Genomic DNA, 22,605 nt, shown 5'->3' with positions numbered 1-22,605 from the left:
AAACTGCTGAGCATTGCCTATGGCGTGCTCAAATCGGGCAAGCCTTTCGATCCTGCCTTAGCAATTGCACACTGAGGTGGAAGACGGTATCTACGGCGGGGGCATGCGTAGGGTGACAACGGCGCAGCCTTGTCCACGAATTCGATCTTCCGCGCGCAGCCGAGCCCAACGATCCGGCCTCACTCCACCTGCCCGATCCGCTGCGGATCCGGCCAGAACAGCGCCGCCTGCCCCCGCCGCGTACCTTCGGCATCGATCAGATTCCACACCACCCCCGCATGGATCTGGAAGGCCTTCCCTGCCTTGTCGACGCGCCAGCCTTCGTAGCCTGAGGCATAGCCCTGGCGCCCCACCGCCTCCATCAGGCGCTGTCGCTCGTCGCGGTCCCTGGGCGAGGCGCTGTAACGCGAAGGCATGCCGATGAATTGGGCGCGGGGATAGCCGAAGCAGCTCAGCGCCTGCCGGTTGGCGTAGCAGAACAGCGGATCGCTCTCGGTACCGTGGGCCAGCAGGGCATAGGGTGCCTGCTCGTGCAACCAGGCAGGGACGTCGGCCTCAGGCAAGCCGACCGGACGCGGCAGCGGCTGGCCGAGCCAGTGGCGGTAGGAGGCGTCCAGCAGCGGCAGCAGGCTGAGATCGGTGGCGGACAAGGCGGCGGCTCCTGGGTGGGGGACCCCCGCATTCAAGAGCAAGCCGGCGGACTTGGGAAGCCCGGGGCCACCGCAGCAGGACGCTGCGGCAGCCCGGACGGCGCGGTTTACTTCACCGCGGAGAGGTCGATGCGCACCACGCTTTCCGGCGCGGTGTTCATGTATTCCTTGTCGAAGGGGGTCTTCACCGTCGCATACAGCGTCTGGCCATCCGGGCTGACCAGCAGGCTGTTGGGATTGGGCTTGAGGTCGTAGGCCTTCTTCTCGGCGTAGGTGGTGGCGTCGAGGATCAGCAAGCGACCGGTCTCGCGCTGGGTGATGTACAGCTCGTTGCGGGTGGTGTTGAGCTTGATGGCCAGGGCGTCGCCCACCGGCAGGCGCTTGATCACCTTGCCGCTGCGAATATCGAAGACCAGCACGGTCTTGGCTTCGGAGTTGTCGGTCACGAACAGCTGGTGGTTCGCGCGATCCTCGGCCAGGTTCAGCAAGAGGTACTTGCCGCCATCGCCCGGCGTCCAGCGGTGCTCGATCTTGCGGGTGCGCGGATTGATCACCAGCACTTCGCCGCTGCCGTTGGCCGCATAGAGGCGCCCGGTGTCCTCGGAGTACAGCAGGCCGGTCACCCACTTGCCGGCATTGGGAATGCGCGCCTTGAGGGTCAGGGTCTTGGCGTCCACCACCCAGATCACGCCCGGATCGCCGACCCCGCCGACGTACAGCAAGCCGTCGTGGAGAATGACCTGGCGCGGATTGACCGGATGGCCGTCACGCCCCATCTCGTTGAATTTCAGCCGCTTCTCCACCTTGCCGGTGCGCAGGTCGATACGGCTGAGGCCGCCGTCCAGGGAGTTGGTGACGAACAGCGTCTCGCCACTGGCATCGGTGGTCAGGGCGAAGTTCTTCAGATCGGTGTGGATCTGGCCGGTGATGGCCAGGGTGGCCGGATCCAGCTGATAGATCACCCCACCGGTGACGCCCTTGGTCAACTGGGCGGTCGCCGCATAGACCGACTGCTTGGCTGGGCTGTAGGCCAGCTCATAGACGCCGTAGCCCAGTTCGATGCGCTTGAGTTCGGCCGGTGCCTGGGGCGCGGCCGGTTGCGCAGCGACGGGCGCCGGCGCGGGTGGCGGTGGCGTCGGTGCCTCCGGGCGATTGGAACAGGCTGCCACTGCCAGGGACAGCAGCGCCATGGCGCCCAGCGTCGAGACCTTGTTGAAAGACACCGCCATTTGCTTCTCCTAGGGACGAGGTGCGAGGGATCGAATCGATCCTGGAATGATAAACGTTCGCACTATGCCCAAGGCGCAAAGGTCAGACAAGACCGAAAGAGTTCAAATTCCTGTCGGGTGCCGGTCGCCAGCCTCTGCCCGGCCGCTCTGTTCCAGGGCTTTCAGCCGGCCCTGACGGTCCAGGCGAAAGCGCGTGAAATCCTCGGCCAGCTGCAGGTTGCCGCGGTAACAGGCCGCGGCCTCCTGGCGCAGGTCGTCGATGGACGGCGAGCGCCCCGCCTCGGCCTGGTAGCGCGGACTGAAATGGGTAAGCAGCAGGGCCGGCAGCGCCTGCGCCTCGGCGAAACGGGCGACGCCCGCCGCGCTGCTGTGGCCCCAGCTCTGCCCGGTCTTGTCGATCTGCGCCTGGGCATAGGTGGCTTCATGGACCAGCAGCTGAGCGCCCCGGCAGGCCTCCGTCAGCAAGGCGGGTGCGTCGTTGTCCCCCGCCACCACCAGCCGTCGTTCGCCATGGGCCGCCTGCAGGAAGTCGGCGCTGCGCAGCAGGCGGCCTTCATGCAGCACATCCTCGCCGCCATGCAGCCGACCCCACAGCGGGCCACGCGGCACCCCAGCCGCCGCCAGGGCTGCGGGATCGAGGCGCTGCGATCGGCGGGTCTCGCGGAAGCGAAAGGCGTGACTGGGCACCCGATGGGAAAGCGCGAAGGCGTCGATATCCCAGGCCCCAACGGAGACGCCCGCGAAGTCTTCCAGGGCGTGGAAGCGCAGTTCGAAGGGCAGGTGCAGCGCGGTCAGCGCCTGGGTGGCGGCGAGCCAGTCCGCCACCGCCTGGGGCGCGATCAGCACCAACGGCTGGCTGCGTCCGGTCATGGCGGCGCTGGCCAACAGCCCCGGCAGGCCATAGCAGTGGTCGCCATGGACATGGGTGATGCAGATGGCGCGCAGATCCGCGGCCGACAAGGGGGTACGCAGCAGCTGGTGCTGGGTCGCCTCGCCGCAATCGACGAGAAACCAGTCTTTGCCCTGGTCCTCGATCAGGGCCAGGGCCGAGACATTGCGCCGCCGAGTGGGCACCCCGGCCGAGGTGCCGAGAAACAGGAGGTCCATGGGGGCTCCGGGCAAAAGCTCAGTCTAGCGCGGCCGCCCCACTGTCGCCCGGGCAACAGTGGCCAGGCACCCCTGCTGCTGGCCAGGCAGCCCGGGGCCCGCAAACCCCGAGAAAACGGCCTTTCAGGCCCTGGCAGCGCTCTTGCAAAGCCTCTGGCGTCGACCTTTCAATCGCCGAGGATCACCGTGAATCTGCCCGCTCGCCATCTGCCGCCCAGCCCTGCGCCCAGCCCCGACTACGAACAACTGGCCGCCCGCTTCCGTCCGCTCTTTGCGCGCATCGCCGAAGGCGCCCTGGAACGCGAACGCAACCGCACCCTGCCCTATGCGCCTGTCGCCTGGCTCAAGGACGCCGGCTTCGGCGCCGTGCGGGTGCCGGTGGAATTCGGCGGCAGCGGCGCCAGCCTGCCGCAACTGGTTCGGCTGCTGATCGAGCTGGCGGCCGCCGACAGCAATCTGCCCCAGGCCCTGCGCGGCCACTTCGCCTTTGTCGAGGACCGCCTCAACGCCCATGCCAGCACCTCCCAGCGGGTCCGGTTCGAGCGCTTCGTCGCCGGCGACCTGGTGGGCAACGCCTGGACCGAGATCGGCACGGTCAAGCTCGGCGAGGTCATCACCCGGGTCAGCCAGCGGGACGGCGAATGGCGCCTCAACGGCACCAAGTACTACAGCACCGGCAGCCTGTTCGCCGACTGGATCGACGTCTACGCCCAGCGCGACGACACCGGCGGCGACGTCATCGCCGCCATCCGCACCGACCAGCCGGGCGTGCGCCAGTCCGACGACTGGGACGGCTTTGGCCAGCGCACCACCGCCAGCGGCACCTCGGTGTTCGAAGACGTGCGGGTGGCGCCCGAGAATCTCATCGACTTCGCCACCCGCTTCAAGTACCAGACCGCCTTCTACCAGCTGGTGCTGCTGGCCGTGATCACCGGCAGCGGCCAGGCCGCCGCGCGCGATTTCGCTGGCGAAGTGCGCGGGCGCACGCGGGTCTACAGCCATGGCAATGCCAGCGCGGCCAGTGCCGATCCCCAGGTGCAGCAGGTGGTGGGCAAGGCCTCGGCCTTCGTCTATGCCGCCGAAGCCGCGACCCTGGCCGCCGCCGCGGCGGCCCAGTCCGCCTTCGAGGCCCGCTATGCCGGGGATGCCGCCGCCGAGCACAGGGCCAACGTGGCGGCGGAGCTGGAATCGGCCCAGGCGCAGTCGGCGGTCGCCGAGCTGGTGCTGCGGGCCACCAGTGACCTGTTCAATGCCTTGGGCGCGTCGGCCACCAGCACCCGCAAGGGGCTCGATCGACACTGGCGCAACGCCCGTACCGCCGCCTCGCACAATCCGCTGATCTACAAGGAGCGCATCGTCGGCGCCTGGGCGATCGACGGCAGCGAACCGCCCTTCGTCTGGCAGATCGGCGGCGGCAGCAAGCAGGGCTGACCACCAGAATGCACAACGGCAACCCTGGGGTTGCCGTTGTGCATTCAGCGCGCCGGATCAGTTCGACAGCTGGCGGGCGAAACGCCCCACGGCACCGACCACTCGCTGGGCGCCATCCTGGATCTCCACGATCACCTGGCCGGCCTGCCCCGCCAGTTCCAGGCCCTGCTCGGCCTGGCGCCGACCGTTCTCGATCACCGTCACCGCCTCGCCGGCCAGTTGCTGGTTTTGCTGCACCACTCCGACGATCTCCTCGGTCGCCTTGCTGGTGCGCGAGGCCAATTGCCTGACCTCATCGGCCACCACGGCGAAACCACGACCCTGCTCACCGGCCCGGGCCGCCTCGATGGCCGCGTTGAGCGCCAGCAGGTTGGTCTGTTCGGCGATGCCGCTGATGGTCTTGATGATGGTCCCGATCACCTGGGACTGGTTGTCCAGCGCCTCGATGCCCTTCACCGCTTCCTGCATCTGGGTGGCCAGGGCGCGCATCACTTCCACCGTCTGCTGCGCCACCGCCGCGCCTTTGCGGGCCGTGTCATCGGTATGCTGGGAGGTCTCGAAGGCTACGCTGGCGGCTTCGGACACCGCCTGCTCCTGCTGGACCTGATCGGTGATCACGGTGGCGAACTTGACCACCTTGTACAGCCGGTCATGGGCATCGATCACCGGGTTGTAGGAGGCTTCCAGCCAGACGTCGCGGCCATGGGCATCCAGGCGCTTGAAGCGATCCACGACGAATTCGCCGCGACGCAGGCGCGCCCAGAATTGCTCGTAGGCCTCGGAATTGGCCTCAGCCGGCTCGCAGAACAGCCGGTGGTGCTTGCCCTTGATCTGCGCCAGGGAATAACCCATGGCCTGCAGGAATCTGTCGTTGGCATCGAGCACCTCGCCCTGGAGGTTGAACTCGATGACTGCCGTGGAACGGCGCAGCGCCTTGAGCAGGCTCTCGTGCTCGCGCGAGGTCTCGATGGTTCGCGTCAGGTTGTTGCAGAACAGTCGGAAGCGCGTCACCTGGCCCTGGCTGTCATGGAAGGGGTGCAGGATGCCGCGCAACCAGGCTTCCTGACCGTCGCCGCGCAAGAGATGCAGGGCACCGCTGTAGGGCTCGCCGCGGCTCAGCGCCTGCTGCAGTCGGCGGCTGTATTCCTGGTTGCGGACGTGCGCCGGAATGAGGTCCGCCAGGGGGCGTCCCAGCACATCTGCGGCGCGCACGCCCATCTCCTTTTCGAAGTTGGCGTTCACCGCGGAGATGCACCCGCGGCCATCCAGTTCCAGGCCCAGCATTTCCACGTCGAGCTCGGCCTTCAGCCGCTTGAAGGAGTCCACCTGCTCGCGGAGGCGCTGCAGTTCTTGTTTTAGGCCTTTGTTGAACATGACACGCCCCTGGTTGGGAGATTAGGTTACCGCTGTATCGACCGGGATTAGCCAGGCCTTTAATGCCGTCAGCAGGACAGTGACCAGATGTCCGGAATGAAAGATGGATGGCGGCGGGCCATTAACTAATAACAAAAAAATATTTCAACTCAGGGTTTGGCCGGCATTACGTTCTAACGCCTGTCTGCTCTCTCCATTGCAAGAGTCCCCCATGTCCGATTCCCTGCTGGACCCCCTCCTTCCCCTGCTGGAGCGCTTCGCTGCCACCGCGGCGGAACGTGATCGTCAGGGCGGCACGCCCAAGGCCGAGCGCGATGCCCTGCGCCAGAGCGGTCTCCTGGCCCTGAGCATTCCTACGGAACTGGGCGGCCTCGGCGCCTCCTGGGAACAGACGCTGGAGGCGGTACGGCAGCTGGCCCGGGTCGACAGCTCCCTGGCCCACGTCTTCGGCTTCCATCACCTGCTGCTGGCCACCGCCCAGCTGTTCGGCCAGCCCGCGCAGTGGCGACCCTGGCTGGAGGGCACCGCGCGCGATGGTCTGTTCTGGGGCAATGCCCTCAATCCCCTGGATCGCCGTACCCTCGCCCGCCGCAGCGGCGATGCCTGGCAGGTGGATGGCCAGAAGAGCTTTTGCAGTGGCGCCCTGGATTCGGATCTGTTGCTGCTTTCCGCGCTGGAAAACGATGACAGCGGACGCCTGCTGATCGCCGTGGTACCCACCGGCCGTGCCGGCATCCAGCTGTTCGACGACTGGGACAACAACGGCCAGCGCCAGACCGACAGCGGCAGCGCGCGCTTCGACGGCGTACGGGTCGAACACCAGGAATGGCTGCTCGATCCCGGCCCGCTGAGCACCCCCTTCGCCTGCCTGCGGCCGCTGCTGGCCCAGCTGATCTTCGCCAATATCTTTCTCGGCCTGGCCGAAGGCGCCTTCGCCGAGGCGCGCCGCTACACCACCACCCAGGCACGTCCCTGGTTCAAGTCCACAGCGGCCAGCGCCAGCGAAGACCCCTACATCCTGCGCCACTACGGAGAATTCTGGGTGGCCCTGGAGAGCAGTCGGCTGCTGGTGGAGCGCGCCAACGGCGCCTTCGCCCAGGCCTGGCAGCAGGGCACCGCGCTGACCGCCACGGCACGGGGCGAACTGGCCATCGCCATCGCCACGGCCAAGGTCGCCGCCAGTCGTCACGGTCTCGATCTCGCCAGCCGTCTGTTCGAGGTGGGCGGGGCCCGGGCCACTGCCGGCGCACTGCGCCTGGATCGCTACTGGCGCAACCTGCGCACCCAGACCCTGCACGATCCGGTCGATTACAAGCTGCACGAGCTGGGTGACTGGGCCCTCAACGACACCCTGCCCACCCCCAGTTTCTACTCCTGAGGAGCCCGCGATGACCCTGCTGACCCTGACGCGCACACCCGAGGTACCCCGCTACCGGGCAACGGCCCAGGTGTTCGCCGATCCCAAGTCGCGCGACCTGCTCGCCCACCTGGAAAAGATCGCCCCGAGCGACGCCAGCGTGCTGGTGATCGGCGAAACCGGCACCGGCAAGGAACTGATCGCCCGGCATATCCATGCGCTCAGTCACCGCCATGCCGGCCCCTTCGTCGCCGTCAATTGCGGCGCCTTCGCCGAGAGCCTGGTCGAGGCGGAGTTGTTCGGTCACGAAAAGGGCGCCTTCACCGGCGCCCTGGCCGCGCGCGCCGGCTGGTTCGAGGAGGCCAACGGCGGCACCCTGTTTCTCGACGAGATCGGCGACCTGCCGCTGTCGGTGCAGGTGAAGCTGCTGCGCGTCCTGCAGGAGCGCGAGGTGGTGCGGCTGGGCTCTCGCCGCAGTGTGCCGCTGAACGTGCGGATCATCGCCGCCACCAATGTCCCGCTGGAGCGAGCGGTGGCCGAAGGCACCTTTCGCGAAGACCTCTGGTACCGCCTCAATGTGGTCAGTCTGCCGCTGTTGCCGCTGCGCCAGCGCCAGGGCGATATCCTGCCGCTGGCCCGGCACTTCCTCCACGCCTATGCCCAGGCGCCGGTCGCCCTGAGCCCGGCGGCGGAGCGACGCCTGCTGGAGCACCCCTGGCCGGGCAATATCCGCGAACTGGAAAACACCCTGCAGCACGCCCTGCTGCTCAAACCCCAGGGCCTGCTGGATGCCAGTGACCTGTCGTTCGTCCAGCGTCCCAGCCTGGTCCCGGCGGCGCCGCGCCCGACCGAGGCGGCGCCGGTGGACAGCCTGCTGACCGACGCCTTCGCCCAGTTGTTCGAAGAGCAACCGGAGGCCCTGCACGAGCGCGTCGAAGATGCCCTGGTCCGCGCCGCCTACCGCTTCTGCCAATGCAACCAGGTCCACACCGCCCGCCTGCTGGGGCTGAGCCGCAACGTCACCCGTGCCCACCTGATCCGTATCGGCGAGCTGGTGGTCAATCACCGTCGGCCGCTCGCGCCCCGGCCGGAACGCGAGGTCCGCTTCTCCATCTGAAGGGTGGCCATACCCGGCGGGGTACCGACAGGCCATGGAGCGCCTTACACTGGGGTTTTGTTCCGCGAGGCCTCCGCATGACCGCCCGTACCCTGCTGCACCGCCATCCCGCCCGGCGTGACGACATCGGCGACCTCCAGACCCGGCGACCGCTACCCGGCCCCGGCCTGCCCCATCTGGACCCCTTCCTGTTCCTCAATCACCACGGTCCCCAGGTCTATCCGCCGCACAATGCCGGTCTGCCCTTTGGTCCTCATCCCCATCGCGGCTTCGAGACGGTGACCTTCATCCTCTCCGGTTCGCTCGCCCACCGCGACAGCGGCAGCCATGAGAGCGTCATCGAAGCCGGGGGCATCCAGTGGATGACCGCGGGCAGCGGCCTGGTGCATGCCGAGCTGTCGCCCGCCGCCTTCAAGCGCGATGGTGGCGACCTGGAAATCCTGCAGCTGTGGGTCAATCTCCCCGCCCGCCTCAAGTTCACCCCTCCGGCCTACCACGGCGTTTCCGCCGCGGACCTGCCCCTGATCGAAGCCGACGACGGCCGGGTACGCCTGCACCTGGCATCGGGTAGCCATGAGGGTATCCAGGGCGCCGTGGCCACCCCGACACCCATCACCCTGATGACCGTCGAGATCGCCCCGGGTGGCCGCGTTACCCTGCCCGCCCCGGCCGGCAACTCGGTGTTCTGCTATGGGGTGCGCGGCACCGTGCAGATCGCCGGCCAGGACGAAGCGCCATGGCAGCTGTTCGAATTCGCCGATGACGGCGACCACATCGAGATCGGCAGTCGCGACGGCGCCGTGCTGCTCTATGGCCATGCGGCGCCCTTCGCCGAGCCCATCGTCGCCCACGGCCCCTTCGTGATGAACAGCGCCGAAGAAATCCGTCAGGCGATCCGCGACTACCAGGCCGGCCTGTTCGGTGACGTACCGGAGTGAGTCGCCCCGCCAGGACGTCGCGCCCAGGCTAGAATCCGGCTTTTGCCTGGAGCATGGCGATGAGTGACGAATTGCGGATCGAGGATCTGGTGGTGGGCGACGGCAAGGCGGTGGTCAAGGGCGCCCTGATCACCACCCACTACGAGGGTTGGCTGGACGACGGCACCCTGTTCGATTCCTCCCGGGCCAAGGGACGGCCCTTCCAGTGCGTCATCGGTACTGGTCGGGTGATCAAGGGCTGGGATCAGGGCCTGATGGGCATGCGGGTCGGCGGCAAGCGGCGCCTGGAGGTACCGGCGGCGCTCGCCTATGGCGAACGCCAGGTCGGAGCGCTGATCAAGCCACATGCCAACCTGACCTTCGAAATCGAATTGCTGGAAGTCCTGACACGCGACGATTGAGGCCTGGCCGACTTCAGCTCGGCGTCTTGGTATTGCGGCGCACCAACTCGAGCTGGGCTTCGAGCACGCTCAGCCGGGCGAACTGGCGGGTGTAGATGACGAATTGCTCCTGAAAGCGCTGTCGGCTCCGGGCAAGGTCCTGTCGATGACTGCGGATCTGCTCTTCAAGCGTCTGCAGCCGCTCCTGGGTGGTTTGCGTCATGGCACCTACTCCTTGTGCTTGGGGTGTCAAATGGACTCTAACCGTGCCCCGACAAGTCGAGCTATAGCCGTTCGTCGTCCCTTAGACCACCGCTGCAGAGCCGTTTCGTCTCGCGAATGCATCAGTGCAAGGCGTGAAAAGCGCATCTTTCCTCACCGAACGATCAAGAAAAAAGGCGACGAACCCGAGGAGGTTCGTCGCCTTCAGGACACACGCGGTAAAAGCTAACGCGGGCCTACCGCCGTGCAGCTGTTGCTGGCATCGACGTATTTCTTCAGCGTCGGCCACTGCGGACGCTCCACGCCATTGACCGGCTCCACCGCCAGCGCGGAAGCACCCCAGCCCGGACCAGCCGCCCAGTAGGTCAGCGGCATACAGTTCTGCTGCAGATAGGCCAGCATATTGTCGGTGGCGGTCAGCCAGCGGCTGTCGCCTGCGGGTACGCCGAACTCGGCGATCATGCCCCGCTTGCCATTGCGCTTGAGCCATTCGACGAAGGGCTTGACCCGATTGACCCCGACCTGCGGATCGATGGTGCTCGGATTCTGGGCGGCATAGGTGCCACTGCCGTCCTCGTCGAGGTAGACGTTGGCCGCGTAGACGATGTTGTTGGCCGGATCCTTCAAATTGAGCAAGGCATTGCTCACCCCGGGCCAGTTGGCCGCGCTACCCCAGGCATTGCCCTGGACGATCACCGGGTGGGTGCGGTCCATGGTGCGAACGCCGTCGATGCCGGACTGGGCCGTCACCGGCCAGCTGCTGTCGGCGCCATTGGGCTTGCCCATGATGTCATAGCCATAGAGCGCGGCATGGTTGCCCCACTGGTAGGCCAGGCGGTACATCAGATCCCAGTAGTTGAAGTTGGTGACGGTACCGGTGCCGATCAGGGTGCCCTTGTAGCGGCCGCCGTTGTCCAGCGCCAGGATCACCTTCATGTTGTACTTCTTGGCCAGCTCCAGCACCTGGGTGACCTGCTGGGTGTAGGCTCCTTCCAGGCTACCGAAGAAGCGGGTCTGCAGGCGCTCCCAGATCACCGGGAAGCGGATCAGCCGCACGCCCTTGGCGCTCCACTGCTGGAAATTCGCCTCGCCCGGCATGATGTAGTTGACGTTGAGAACCCCGGGCAGCGTCTGGGGTGCAAAGGCGGCACCCGAGAAATTCAGCCCCACCAGGTTGAGCTTGGCGCTGTTGGCGGGCGTGCCGGTCGATCCCGTGGGTGTGGTCGTCGAACCGGTGGCGGGCGTGGTGGCACCCGAGGAGCCCGTGCTGCCGGTGCCGGTCGCAGGCTTCACCTCGGCCACTGGCGTCGTCACGGCCGGCGTCGCACTGCCCGAGTTGCTGCCCGAACTGGCGCTGCCGGTGCTGCCGGTGCTGCCCGTAGAGCCCGTCGTGGTCCCCGGCACCGTTGTCGACGTGCCGGAGGTGGTGGTCCCGGTCTTCAGGGTCTTGGGATAGCCGTAGGCATTGCCATCGAGCTGCGGACTCTCGATGAAGACACTCATGTTGCTGCCGACGACTTGGGCATAGGTCACCTTGTAACTCTTGCCATCGGCCGGCGTGATCTGCGCGCCCACCTTGAAGGCGCCCACGTTGGCCGCCGACGCCGGAATGGAGAAGCCGGCCGCCTTGCGATAGACGCCGTGCAGCCAGTCCTCGTTGGTGAAATCGTTGATCGAGGTGGTCACCCCGGTCGTGGTCGAGCCGCCGGTGTTGCCGGTGCCCGCGGAGGCGCCGGTGCCCGAGCTGCCACCGTTGTTCGAGCCGGTATTACCGCTGGTGGAGCCACCGCTGCTGCCGGTGGAGCCGCCCGTGGCACCGGTACCGCTGGCTGGCGTGCTGCCGGAACCACTGGCCAGCGGGCCGATGGCGGTGCAGCTGCTGTCATCGATGTACTTCTTCAGGGTCGGCCACTGCGGCCGGTCGACGCCATTGATCGGCTCTACCGACAGGAAATAGTTGCCCCAACCCGGGCCGGCGGCCCAGTAGGTGGCGGGAATGCAGTTCTGCTTGAGATAGGCCAGCATCCGGTCCATCAGCGGCAGCCAGCGGGGATCGTTATCCGGCACGCCGAATTCGCCGATCATGCCCTTCTTCTTGTTCTTCTTCAGCCACTCGACGAAGGGACGGACCCGCTCCACGCCATAGTCCTGGCTCAGCTTGCCGACATCGATGCCGGTGTAGTTGCCGCCGGCGCTTTCATCGAAATAGGAATGCGCCTGGAAGATCAGGTTGTCGGACGGATCCTTGAGCGCCAGCAGCGAGTCGTTCCACAGCGGCCAGCGGGTCGCTTCCGACCAGCCGTTGCCTTCGATCATGATCGGCTTGGTCTTGTCGACCGCGCGGACCCCATTGATGCCGTACTGGGCGGCGATCGGCCACTGGGCCATGGAATCGTGGGGCTCGTTCATGATGTCGTAGGCGTACAGCGAGGGCTGACTGCTCCAGCGCTGGGCGATCCGGGTCATGATCTCCTGGTAGCGGTCATAGGGAACCGCTGCGCTGCCGATCACCGATCCGCGATAGAAGGTGTAGTTGTGCAGATCGAGGATGATGCGCATGCCGTATTTCTGCGCATTGGCGAAGGTCTGGTCCACCAGCGCCGCATAGGTCGGGTCCAGCGGACCGCCCAGCACTGGTTGCAGGCGCTCCCAGATGATCGGGAAGCGGATCAGCTTGATGCCCTTGCCGCTCCACTGCTTGAAGTAGGCCTCGACGGGAAAGATGTAGTGGGTGCCGTTGACGCCCGGTAGTACCTGGCCAGCGAAACCGGCGCCGGACAGGTTCAGGCCGACCAGATTGACCTGCTCGGCCTTGGCACCGGTAGCCAGGGTCAGGGCGGCAACTAAGGGCAGCACCTGGGCTGCTCTGCGGGAAAACTTCAGGAAGGATGGATTCATCATCACCAACTGCGCTAAATCGACAGCCCGCTCCCTGAACACTGGCCGATATGAAGTGAGAGAAGAGTCGCGCCATGTTGCCAAGCGCGACGTTGCCTCCAGGCATGTCCAGCTATACAAGCCACATGCCAACTTCATAGTGCTTTACTATGGCCACTATTTAGACATCATTGATAAGTTTAAAAAGCTTTTGATTTTAAAAGCCTTTCTATAACTACCGTTCATCGGCTCCGATGGGTGAATCCATTCACCACTAATCATCAGCGCGTCGATTCAAGTCCGCCGTCAAATTTATTTCCGGAACAATCCGACAACCGACCAAAAGTTCCCGAAGGTGCCAAAAAAAGTAAGTCGCAAATTAACGTGAAACAGATCACATAAACATACCTGAGGAACTGCCCATATCTCGTTCGGGTCATGGCTATAACCGCTTCCGGAGCACTTCATGACCTCCCTTACCCTTGCGACCTATAACGTCAACGGCATTCGTGCCCGGTTGCCCATCCTCCTGCAGTGGCTGGAGCGGGAGCAGCCCGACATCGTCTGCCTGCAGGAACTGAAAGCGAAGTCCGCCTACTTCCCGCAAGCGGAGCTGGAAGCTGCGGGCTACGGTGCGCTCTGGGACGGCCAGCCCTCCTGGAACGGGGTCGCCATCCTGGCGCGGGATGACCAGCCACTGGAGGTTCGCCGGGGCCTGCCGGGAATGACCGACGATCCCCAGCGCCGCTATCTGGAGGCCGCGGTCAAAGGCGTGGTCGTCGCCAGCCTCTATCTACCCAATGGCAATCCCTGGCCGGGCCCCAAGTTCGATTACAAGCTGGCCTGGTTCGAGCGCTTCATCGAGCATGCCGAGGGACTGATGGCGAGTGGGCATCCCGTGGTGCTGGCAGGCGACTACAACGTGGTGCCGACCGACCATGACATCTACGACCCGAAATCCTGGCGCAAGGACGCCTTGCTGCAACCCGAGAGTCGCGCCTGCTTCGAACGGCTGCTGGACCAGGGCTGGCTGGACGCCTTGCGCGCCTGCCATCCGGATGAGGCGATCTACACCTACTGGGACTATTTCCGCCAACGCTGGCAGCGCAACGCCGGTCTGCGTATCGATCATCTGTTGCTGAGTCGGGCGCTGCAGAAGTCCCTGCAGGAAGCCGGGGTGCATCGCTGGGTACGCGACCTGGAGAAGACCAGCGACCATGCGCCGACCTGGATCCGCTTCAAGGCGCCTGACTGAAGGCGTTCAGGCGTCGCGCAGCAGGTCGTTGGCGTTGAGCAGGGCGAAGAGCACTTCCGGACGCTGATTGAGACCGCGGCGCACCGCGGCCGGTATCGTCTGATGGAGCTTGCGACACAGTCCCGGTCGTGGCTGCAGCTCGATGAGCATGCCGCGCGCGCTGCGTACCTCTCCCGGCCCTGGCTCGATCTCCAGCTGGATGCCGAGTTGCTCCTGCAGGCGCCGTTGCAGGCGCTGCAGATCGGCCACGCTGGTGACGTTTTCCAGGCGCTCCAGCAGGCGCTGCTCTTCCTGGCGATTGAGCAGCAGCGCCCGCGCATCGGCGGCCGGATCGGCCAGTACGGCGTCGCGCTCGCAGGTACAGACGCCAGGCGGACAGGGCGCACGCAAGGAAGCCATGTGACGTCTTTTCCTCTCGTTCCGGAACGGCAGGATAGCGCCGATCGCCTCACCCTGACGACGGCGGTGCCGAGTGGGCGACACGACAGAACGTTCGGACAGTGAGTTTCTCAGCCGTTCAAGAGACCCCGTGGCCGACACAGGGATTCCCTGCATGCCGAGTACCAAGGGATCGCGCTCCGCCTTAAAAAAAACAATCGATATTAAAAAATAGCTAAAGCTTATTTTTAGATATATGAGATAGCCACTAGGATGAGGCTTTGACTGCCCGCGATATCGCCATGCCCACGCTCTCCTCCGACCTCCTGATCGTGCCCGCGGAGCAACAAAGCTCCCTGACCATCCGCGCCAAGGCCCTGGCCTTCGCCGACCCGCGTTCGCGGCAACTGCTCGAGCACCTGGATGCCCTGGCGCCGCGCCCCTCCCCCGTGGTGCTGACGGGCGAATGGGGCACCGGGCGCGAATTGCTGGCGCGACGGCTCCACGAGCGCAGCGGCCGCACCGGACTGTTCAGCAGCCTCGACTGCGCCTCGCTCAATCGTCGGCATGCTGCGGCCGAACTCTTTGGCTATGTCCCACGCGCCTATGCCGGCACCTCGGGCAGTCGGGTGGGCTGGTTCGGTACCGCCCACGAGGGCAGCCTCTATCTCGACGAGATCGCCGACCTCTCCCGCCCGCTGCAGGAGGAGCTGGTCGAGGTCCTGTCCGACGGAAGCATCCTGCGGCTCGGCAGCAGCCAGCGAACCCCGGTGGACGTCCGCCTGATCGCCGGCTCCAGTATCGATCTGGCGCTGGCCGTCGCAGCCGGCCACTTCGACGAACGCCTCTGGCAACGCCTCGCGCCGGGGCAGGTGGCGGTACCGCCCCTGCGTGAGCGGCCGGCCGATCTGCTCCCCCTCGCCCGGCATTTCCTCAGACTGCATGCCGAACGTCTCGGCCGGACACCCCCGGAATTGACGGCTGAGGACGAAGCCGCGCTGATCGCCTATCCCTGGCCGGGAAACATTCGCGAACTTGAACAGGTTCTCCATACCGCGCTGCTAACTGCCTCGACGTCCGGACTCCAGCTTGGCAAGCTGCTGCCACTGTCCCTGGTACCCCGCTGAACTCTGCCGACAGACGGCAGTCCTAGCCGCGTACCCTTGCTCGAGTCCCAGCATGACCACCCTGTCCATCCTGTCGATGCCCACTCCGCCATAGTCTGCGGCTGCCATCTTTCCCCAGGAAAGATGATTGGAATCCTCGTTTTGTCGCCTCGCGCGGCAGGCGTTGATTCGTGTGGGAAAAGCCCAGGGCTTTTCAGGAATCGATCGACAGGACGTACGTCTTCCGCTGAAGACGTTCAGGCATGCTTTCATGAATATTGTGATCACTGGCCGTTCCGGCCAAGTTTCGCGCGCCTTGCAGCGCGAGTTCGGTAGCACCCATCAATTGACCGTGCTGGGTCAGGCGGATCTCGATCTGGCCCAAACCGGGCAACTGCGCGCGGCCTTCGACCGGCTGGAACCCGACCTCATCCTCAACGCCGCCGCCTATACCGCCGTGGATCAGGCTGAAGCGGAAATCGAGCGAGCGGAGGCGATCAACGCCCGGGCGCCGCAAATCCTGGCCGAGTTGGCGCGTGAGCGGGATATCCCCTTCGTGCACTATTCATCCGACTACGTCTTCGATGGCCGCGGGCATCAGCCCTATACCGAGGCTTGCGCGCCGGCGCCCCTGAGCGTCTATGGCCGTTCCAAGCTGGCGGGCGAACAGGCGGTACTGGCTGCCGGGGGCCGCGCCCTGGTGCTGCGCACCTCCTGGGTCTACTCCCATGACGGCCAGTGCTTCTTCAACACCATGCGCCAGCTGCTGGCCGAGCGCGACGAACTCCATGTGGTGGAGGATCAGCTCGGCGCTCCCACCTGGGCGCCTACGATCGCCACGGCCACCCGCCAGCTGGTCGAACGTCTGCTGGAGCACGGCGATGTCGGCGGTCTCTATCACCTGACCAATGCAGGCCAGACCTCCTGGTACGGCTTCGCCGCCGCCATCGCCGCGCGTCTGGAGCGACGCGGCGAACTGCGCGCCCGCCTCTATCCCACCACGACCGCACACTACCCCACGCCGGCGACGCGACCGCTCTATTCCTGCCTCGACTGCAGCAAGGTCGAAGCGGTCCTGCCGAACCCCCTGCCGGACTGGCAGGCCGACTTCGACCGTTGCTGGGCGCGGTTCGAACGCGATAGAACGCTGAATTGAACGGGCCGGACCCCGGCGGCGCCTGCCCGCCGGGTCGCCTCGGCTTCAGCCGCAGGCGGCAGCGTCCCCCTCAATGGCTTTCCCGTTCCCCACCCTGGTAGGTGGGCTCAGCCACGTCCTCGTTGGGCGCTGGATGGCCCGGCAGATTCGGTAGCGCCTTGGCCCTTTCTAGGTCGATGCCGGCGCCCTGGGCCACCCGGGTGCCATAGTCCGGATCGCAGTGCCAGAAGTGCCAGACCATGCGCAGCTGGATGTCTTCGGGACAGGCCTGCATGTCGGCGACCAGGTTGGCGATAAGATCGTCCCTTTCCCAGTCTTCGAAGCTGCGATAGCGCGCGCCGGTCTGCTGGTAGTCGGCAGCCGTCTTGCGGGATTGATAGCGCCCCAGATGGCCTTCGATCCATTGACGATACTCGTGCTGCGGCCGCGGCGCCTCGCTCAGGCCACCCTGGGAACTGGGCTCGTAATTGACGTGAGGATTGCTCCCGCTGCGATCCACCTGCAGCGCCATCTGGCCATCGCGCTGATTGGTGGCGTAGGGGCATTTGGGCGCGTTGATCGGCAATTGCAGATAGTTGGCGCCGACCCGATAGCGCTGGGTATCGGAATAGGACAGCGTCCGCCCCTGCAGCATCTTGTCGTCGGAAAAGTCGATGCCCTCCACCAGCACCCCCGTGCCGAAGGCGGCCTGCTCGGTTTCGGCGAAGACGTTCGAGGGATTGCGATCCAGCACCAGCCGGCCCACCGGCAACAGGGGAAACTGGTCTTCCGGCCAGCGCTTGGTGTCGTCCAGGGGATCGAAGGGCAGTTCGTCGTGCGCCTCGTCCGTCATGATCTGCACGCACATCTCCCACTCGGGATAGTCACCCCGCTCGATGGCGTCGTAGAGATCCCGACTGGCATGGCCCACGTCGTACTTCTGGATCTCGGCCGCCTGCTCGCTGGTGAGATTCCGGATGCCCTGCTTGGGCTCGAAGGAGAACTTGCACAGCACCGCCACGCCCTGGTCGTTGACCAGCTTGTAGGTGTTCACGCTGGAACCCTGCATGTGCCGATAGTCCGCCGGGATGCCCCAGGGGCTCTTCACCCAGGTCACCATGTGCAGCGCTTCCGGGTGATGTTGGACGAAGTCGTAGAAGCGCCAGGGCTCCTGGCGATTGGTGATGGGGTCGGGCTTGAAGGCATGGATCATGTCGGGAAACTTGATGGCGTCGCGAATGAAGAACACCTTCAGGTTGTTGCCCACCAGATCCCAGTTGCCGTCCTCGGTATAGAACTTGATCGCGAAGCCTCGCGGATCACGCGCGGTCTCGGGCGACTCCTTGGCCCCGATGACGGTGGAGAACCTCAGGAAGACCGGCGTCTTCACCCCGGTTTTGGTCAGCACCTTGGCACAGGTGTAGCGGCTGGCGGGTTCGTCGCCGATGGTACCATAGGCCTCGAACCAGCCATGGGCGGCGGTGCCCCGGGCATGCACCACCCGCTCGGGCACCCGCTCCCGATCGAAATGGGTGATCTTCTCGATGAACTGGTAGTTTTCCAGCGTGGCGGGGCCCCGCTCGCCCACGCTGCGCAGGCTTTGGTTGTCCCGTACCGGATGACCCTGGCGGGTCGTGAGAGTGATCTTGTCGTCGCTCATGGTGGTCTCCAGGCTAGTCACGTCGAACACTGCAGTGACCGGGCCTGTCCGCGGCAGTTGTCAGCCGTCAGACGAGCTGTCCGGAGACGAAACGGCGCCGGGCCGCTTGCGCTGACCACCCGGGGCTCTAGCCGCTACCTCTCGTCCGTTCGGCGGAAAAATCGCTGATCGCGCTATCGATCCCATCCAGACTGTTCATCAGCAGTCGATAAGACTCACGGCGATACTCTCCAACAAGAACAGCAGCCGGAGCTTCCCATGCCAGAAGAATACGAAAGCGATCCGCACCCCTGCTCGAAACCGGCGGGGCATTCCGACTTCAACGAAATGGCTGCCGCCGTCGCCGCCGCCATCTCCGTCTGGGCTCTGACCACCCTGGTCGCCTTGCTCGCGGGTTATCACGGCAGCGGTCCGACCAATGCCATCAACCTGCTGGTCGTCCTTGCGGGCGCTCTGGGATTCGTTGGAAGGCGCTGGCAACTGGGGCGTCGGTGTCGCTCCGTACATCGCGCCAGATAACCGGCGGAGCCTAACAATCTGTCTACTGATTCTCACCAGAGGCGGAGCTGGTTATCATCGGCGCCCTGAAATCATGGCAGGGATGCTCATGTCTTATCTGGTCTTGACCCGTCGCACCGACGAAATCATCAACCTTTCCCTGAAGCCGGGGGCTGATGAAGAACAGGTGCTGGATCTGCTATTCAATGGCGGCATCAACATCCGCATCCTCAAGGTGCAGGGCGACCGCGTGCAGGTAGGCATCCAGGCGCCGACCGACATCAGCGTGATGCGGCAGGAATTGCTGCCCTTCTAAGTCGCCGCTGACCGACCGTCGCTACCGCAACCAGGGCGAGTTGCGGTTGCGCACGTACTCGAAGCGCCCCTCCAGACCCCGCCATTCAACGCCCTGCCAGAGTTCCGGCGCCAGCGTGCCTTCGGCCTGCAGATCCGCTCGATAGTGGGCGAAGAACGGCTGGCCGTCGCGCAGGACGATGACGTTGTGGCGCTCTTCGATCTGGGCGATGAGATCCAGGACGGCTTCGGCCGAGCGGCCGCCGCTCAGGCAATAGCAGCTGCCATATTGATGCAGCATGCTTTCGAAGCGGTAACGATAGAGGGTGCAGCGATCGGTCTCGAGGTGAACGCTCTGCCCCTTGGCATCCTGCAGGGCATGGTGCACGCAGTGGTCGCAGTCCTCGAATTCCTGACGCGACTCCACCCATTCACCGAGAAACTGCTTCTTCCACCGCCATACCAGCAGCCCACGATCTTCAGGCCGGGAATACACGCTGACCTTGTAGAACATCGCTCGACTCCTCTTATTGTTATGCGCCGAAGCCACCGTCCAATGGCTGCCGCTTGCCGCTCGGCCATCGGAGGTCGCACGCTCTGAGGCGTGCCTTTCCAGCATCGCTCCATTTGCCTGAGGCGTCCAGCCATTCCCGAGCGCTGGCCCCTACCGCTCGACGGTACGCAGCTACCGCAAACGGCCCTGGATGCGTCCATGAAGCGCCGCGGCTTCGTCCAACTTCCATACAAGATGACGTCGGGTCTGCCGGCAGCTTTATCGCCTCGAGATCACGCAAGACCGCCATTCCAGAGCCGGATACAACGTGGGTACAAGTTCTGGTACCGCCCATCAGGCAAGGCGATATTGGCTGCTCAAGACGATTCCGGCGAACTAGTATTCGGCCAACCGTGATCGCCATGAGTGGTCGAAATCGCAGCCCTGACAAGGACTTGGACGGTCCCGGTGGCCAGGCAACCGCGCCTGGTCCCGTTCGGATCCCTGACCGGCTGAACGCCTTTTCGCGAATCGCCAGCAGCAGGGCCTGCAGCCGCCCTGGCCATCCAGGGCGGCGCCTCGGTGAACCCCTTATCCACTCAAGGACCTTTTATGACTGGCCTGGATAGCGACTGCAAAGAGGCGCTCCGTTATGCCATCAGAAACTGTCCCGCGCGCACGACGGGCCAGCTGGCGGCCATCGACTATGCCGAACGGGCCATCCGCCAGGGCTTGAACGCCCTCTCCCCCCTGGAGCAGAAGACGCTGGCCCTGGAGCTGGGTTTCTGGCTAAGCCATTACCAGCGGATCCAGGAATTCTCCGCTCCTTGCCCAGCCGATGCAGAGACCGTGCAGAAGCCTGCGGTCTCCCCTACCAGCAAGATCGACTAGCCAATCCGCAGGCAATAAAAAACCCCGAGGTGCCTGGCACGCTCGGGGTTTTCCGTATTTGGCGGAGAGATAGGGACTCTATGAAATGGGCCCTGCACCCCCTGTAACTACTGGTATTGCTGGCTTACAGCCTCAATAGTGGTCACAATGAGTGGTCAAATCAGATGGTCAACAGGAGGTTGCCATGGCTACTCATCTCGTTCAAAAGCCCGGCGAAAGCACGTGGTACGTCCGCTTAGCGATTCCCGTTGATGTCCGCCATGCCTTCGGCGGAAGGGTTAAATTGATCCGCACAACGGGCACGAGCAACAAGACCGAAGCGATGGAGAAGCGACTGCCGATCCTTGCGCAATGGAAGGCCGACATCGCAGCCGCCAGGGCAGGTAAGGCAGCAGCTCGTGAGGGTTGGCGGGATGAGGTGGCAGGGGAAGGGATCATCCACAAGGCGCGAGTAGACACCGCCCTCCTCTATGCCATACGCAACCCGACAAGGCCGTCCCCGATCACCCCTACAGAAGAGGAGCTGATAGCAAGGGTAGCCGACTGGTATAGCCAGAAGGATTCCTTGATTGCTGAAGTGGAAGCCATGGGCCTAACGGACACTGCCACCCAGATGAGGGAATCCTTCGACAGAGTCTTCGGAGCATCGGCCTCAGAGGCTGTGATGATTGCTGATGAGGTAGTCCAGGGGTTCTCTGTTGAGGAAGCCCAACAGAAGTACGGTCTCACCCCATCTGAGACGAAGGAGGCTCGCACAATCGTCAGTGAGCCCCACACATACACACCAACGTCACAACTCACACCAGCACGTCTCAAAGCCTTCAGAGAACATCGTGAGAAGGCTCAGATTGCAACAAAGACAATCGATCAACAACTATCGAAGCTTCAGAAGTTGTCGGCCTACCTCAAACAACAAGGTGTCTCTCTCAACCATGACACTGTGGCAGCATGGCTGGAATCTTTGGACTTAACCTCAAAGACGAAAACTCAATACTTGTTGGCGGGCAACACGTTCTGGAAGTGGGCCATGAAGAACGACGCTCGATGGAAGGTTGACTTCGCTGGAGTGGAAAGTCCATTCCGTGAACAGGAGTTACCCAAGGTCAGAGGTAAAGCGAAAGCTGAAGCTGCCCGCAAGGCTTTCACAGTAGAAGAGATTGAGATAATTTTTTCACAGGCCAAGAGTGAGGGTCACGAACGTCTGTGTGATTTGATTCAGTTTGGATCGTACACAGGTGCTCGCATTGAAGAACTCTGCCAACTCAGGGCCGATAGTATAATCACCATTGAAGGTGTGCAATGCTTCAAGATTGCAGACAGCAAAACAGCCGCTGGCATTCGAGAGATTCCAGTGCACCCTGCCCTCGTGCCTCTTGTTGAACGTCTATCAAAGGAGACGAAAGACGGTTATCTACTGCCCTCGTCTGGTGGCAACAAGTATGGTGTCCGGTCCGATAGCTTGTCGAAAGCGTTCGGACGCCTCAAGAGTTCCCTGGGATTCGGCACACAGCACGTTTTCCACAGTGTACGCAGCATGGCCGTAACACAGTTGTTGAGGAAGGGTGTCCCCGGTGTACAGGTTGCCGATTTGGTGGGCCATGAAACGGGTGTCATCACTTACGACGTTTACGATCAGGGTGCGAGCCCACGACAGAAGTTAGAGGCCATCTCGAAGCTCTCATACAACTTCGATTAGAAGCCCCTACAAGGGCCTCTAAGGGCCTTAAATCTGCCACCCCTGGCCACCCTACCACCAGTACACTTTTACACCCCTGGAGCCCGCATTCTACGGGGCTTCCAAACACGGAATACGGCATTTCCCAGACCACCTCAGAAGGGGTTCCCAACAAAGGAAAAAAGATGCACAAAAGAAGAAAATAACACAAGCAGGGTATTGACAAAATCGGATTCATCATGTAGAATGGTCAAAGAAAGGTTGGAAAAGCGTTGCTCATTCGCTGGACCCTTTTCTACAGGTCTCGTAGCCCTGTTGCCCCGATGAAGACTGTGTCCTTTCCTTCACAGTCTTTGTCAGTCAACACACTGCCCTCCTCAGTGGTGTTGACACCTCTTTAGAATTCAATCGATGCCTATTAGCTTCGTCGATTGTTTGCGGATGTGCTTCCACAAGCGAAGCGCTGGCCTTCCGCGTCAGAGATGTCCTAACAGACATAGACAGAACAGGCCCTCATTCAGACTCAGTGAAATGTGCC

General features: G+C 64.0%; 20 protein-coding genes and 2 pseudogenes. 12 read left to right on the top strand and 10 right to left on the bottom strand.

All coding sequences use genetic code 11. From position 1 onward, the window contains the following. Positions 1–179: 179 nt before the first annotated feature. The 3 genes from EC839_RS19920 to EC839_RS19910 all read right to left on the bottom strand — a co-directional run bounded on the left by EC839_RS19920 (position 180) and on the right by EC839_RS19910 (position 2,986). Complete coding sequence (locus EC839_RS19920; RefSeq protein WP_007162794.1) at positions 180–650, bottom strand: MEKHLA domain-containing protein; 471 nt, start codon at positions 648–650, stop codon at positions 180–182. Between the two features lie 107 nt (positions 651–757). Then, a complete protein-coding gene (locus EC839_RS19915; protein ID WP_007162793.1) occupies positions 758–1,879 on the bottom strand; it encodes a YncE family protein in 1,122 nt (373 codons plus the stop codon). A 102-nt stretch (positions 1,880–1,981) separates the two neighbouring features. Beyond that, entirely contained in the window at positions 1,982–2,986 is a 1,005-nt protein-coding gene (locus EC839_RS19910) for a ribonuclease Z (protein WP_007162792.1), read from the bottom strand. A gap of 186 nt (positions 2,987–3,172) precedes the next feature. On the opposite strand from EC839_RS19910, the gene EC839_RS19905 reads away from it, so the two are divergent. Further along, the gene (locus tag EC839_RS19905) at positions 3,173–4,417 is read left to right on the top strand and encodes an acyl-CoA dehydrogenase family protein (protein ID WP_007162791.1); all 1,245 of its coding nucleotides are present in this window, start codon (positions 3,173–3,175) and stop codon (positions 4,415–4,417) included. Between the two features lie 57 nt (positions 4,418–4,474). Here EC839_RS19905 and EC839_RS25110 read toward each other — a convergent pair. Together EC839_RS25110 and EC839_RS25105 are read right to left on the bottom strand one after the other, a co-directional pair. Continuing rightward, positions 4,475–4,870: pseudogene (locus EC839_RS25110) on the bottom strand (methyl-accepting chemotaxis protein); the annotation flags it as partial. Between the two features lie 144 nt (positions 4,871–5,014). After that, positions 5,015–5,701: pseudogene (locus EC839_RS25105) on the bottom strand (PAS domain-containing protein); the annotation flags it as partial. Between the two features lie 286 nt (positions 5,702–5,987). Between EC839_RS25105 and EC839_RS19895 the strand changes: the two are divergent. The 4 genes from EC839_RS19895 (at position 5,988) to EC839_RS19880 (ending at position 9,604) form a co-directional block, all read left to right on the top strand. Further along, positions 5,988–7,169, top strand: coding sequence for an acyl-CoA dehydrogenase family protein (locus EC839_RS19895; protein ID WP_372237679.1), 1,182 nt, complete (start codon positions 5,988–5,990; stop codon positions 7,167–7,169). 10 nt (positions 7,170–7,179) lie between these two features. Next, entirely contained in the window at positions 7,180–8,265 is a 1,086-nt protein-coding gene (locus EC839_RS19890; RefSeq protein ID WP_007162788.1) for a sigma-54-dependent Fis family transcriptional regulator, read from the top strand. A gap of 77 nt (positions 8,266–8,342) precedes the next feature. Then, complete coding sequence (locus tag EC839_RS19885) at positions 8,343–9,203, top strand: pirin family protein (RefSeq protein ID WP_007162787.1); 861 nt, start codon at positions 8,343–8,345, stop codon at positions 9,201–9,203. Positions 9,204–9,262: 59 nt separating this feature from the next. Then, complete coding sequence (locus EC839_RS19880) at positions 9,263–9,604, top strand: FKBP-type peptidyl-prolyl cis-trans isomerase (protein ID WP_007162786.1); 342 nt, start codon at positions 9,263–9,265, stop codon at positions 9,602–9,604. 13 nt (positions 9,605–9,617) lie between these two features. Here the strand turns inward: EC839_RS19880 and EC839_RS19875 are convergent, their stop codons facing one another. Both EC839_RS19875 and EC839_RS24650 read right to left on the bottom strand, forming a co-directional pair. After that, entirely contained in the window at positions 9,618–9,806 is a 189-nt protein-coding gene (locus tag EC839_RS19875) for a hypothetical protein (protein ID WP_007162785.1), read from the bottom strand. Positions 9,807–10,030: 224 nt separating this feature from the next. Further along, the gene (locus EC839_RS24650; protein ID WP_007162784.1) at positions 10,031–12,706 is read right to left on the bottom strand and encodes a glycoside hydrolase family 5 protein; all 2,676 of its coding nucleotides are present in this window, start codon (positions 12,704–12,706) and stop codon (positions 10,031–10,033) included. Positions 12,707–13,148: 442 nt separating this feature from the next. Between EC839_RS24650 and xth the strand changes: the two genes are divergently transcribed. Further along, on the top strand, positions 13,149–13,937 hold the full coding sequence (gene xth / locus EC839_RS19860) for an exodeoxyribonuclease III (protein ID WP_007162783.1): 789 nt from the start codon (positions 13,149–13,151) through the stop codon (positions 13,935–13,937). Positions 13,938–13,943: 6 nt separating this feature from the next. Here xth and EC839_RS19855 read toward each other — a convergent pair whose 3' ends face one another. Further along, on the bottom strand, positions 13,944–14,336 hold the full coding sequence (locus EC839_RS19855) for a hypothetical protein (RefSeq protein WP_007162782.1): 393 nt from the start codon (positions 14,334–14,336) through the stop codon (positions 13,944–13,946). A 260-nt stretch (positions 14,337–14,596) separates the two neighbouring features. Between EC839_RS19855 and EC839_RS19850 the strand changes: the two genes are divergently transcribed. Beyond that, positions 14,597–15,442 (top strand): sigma-54 dependent transcriptional regulator, encoded by an 846-nt coding sequence (locus EC839_RS19850; RefSeq protein ID WP_007162781.1) that lies wholly within the window; start codon positions 14,597–14,599, stop codon positions 15,440–15,442. 250 nt (positions 15,443–15,692) lie between these two features. Then, the gene (gene rfbD / locus EC839_RS19845) at positions 15,693–16,577 is read left to right on the top strand and encodes a dTDP-4-dehydrorhamnose reductase (RefSeq protein WP_132833055.1); all 885 of its coding nucleotides are present in this window, start codon (positions 15,693–15,695) and stop codon (positions 16,575–16,577) included. A gap of 70 nt (positions 16,578–16,647) precedes the next feature. Here rfbD and EC839_RS19840 read toward each other — a convergent pair whose 3' ends face one another. Continuing rightward, complete coding sequence (locus EC839_RS19840; protein ID WP_007162779.1) at positions 16,648–18,216, bottom strand: catalase; 1,569 nt, start codon at positions 18,214–18,216, stop codon at positions 16,648–16,650. Positions 18,217–18,474: 258 nt separating this feature from the next. Between EC839_RS19840 and EC839_RS19835 the strand changes: the two genes are divergently transcribed. Together EC839_RS19835 and EC839_RS19830 are read left to right on the top strand one after the other, a co-directional pair. Then, positions 18,475–18,735 (top strand): hypothetical protein, encoded by a 261-nt coding sequence (locus EC839_RS19835; protein WP_132833054.1) that lies wholly within the window; start codon positions 18,475–18,477, stop codon positions 18,733–18,735. 88 nt (positions 18,736–18,823) lie between these two features. Further along, positions 18,824–19,030 carry a carbon storage regulator gene (locus tag EC839_RS19830; RefSeq protein ID WP_017640335.1) on the top strand — a complete coding sequence of 69 codons (207 nt, stop codon included), beginning with the start codon at positions 18,824–18,826 and terminating at the stop codon, positions 19,028–19,030. 21 nt (positions 19,031–19,051) lie between these two features. On the opposite strand, the gene EC839_RS19825 is transcribed toward EC839_RS19830, so the two are convergent. After that, positions 19,052–19,522 carry a hypothetical protein gene (locus EC839_RS19825; protein ID WP_007162776.1) on the bottom strand — a complete coding sequence of 157 codons (471 nt, stop codon included), beginning with the start codon at positions 19,520–19,522 and terminating at the stop codon, positions 19,052–19,054. A gap of 591 nt (positions 19,523–20,113) precedes the next feature. Here EC839_RS19825 and EC839_RS19820 point away from each other — a divergent pair. Continuing rightward, positions 20,114–20,392 carry a hypothetical protein gene (locus EC839_RS19820; protein WP_007162775.1) on the top strand — a complete coding sequence of 93 codons (279 nt, stop codon included), beginning with the start codon at positions 20,114–20,116 and terminating at the stop codon, positions 20,390–20,392. A gap of 184 nt (positions 20,393–20,576) precedes the next feature. After that, positions 20,577–22,088 carry a tyrosine-type recombinase/integrase gene (locus tag EC839_RS19815; protein ID WP_132833053.1) on the top strand — a complete coding sequence of 504 codons (1,512 nt, stop codon included), beginning with the start codon at positions 20,577–20,579 and terminating at the stop codon, positions 22,086–22,088. Positions 22,089–22,605 lie beyond the last annotated feature (517 nt).

Source organism: Pseudomonas sp. JUb52, from assembly GCF_004341115.1.
Classification (GTDB): Bacteria; Pseudomonadota; Gammaproteobacteria; order Pseudomonadales; family Pseudomonadaceae; genus Chryseomonas; species Chryseomonas oryzihabitans.
Note: the sequence above shows the minus strand (reverse complement) of the source record. Positions and strands in the feature narration are given on the sequence as shown.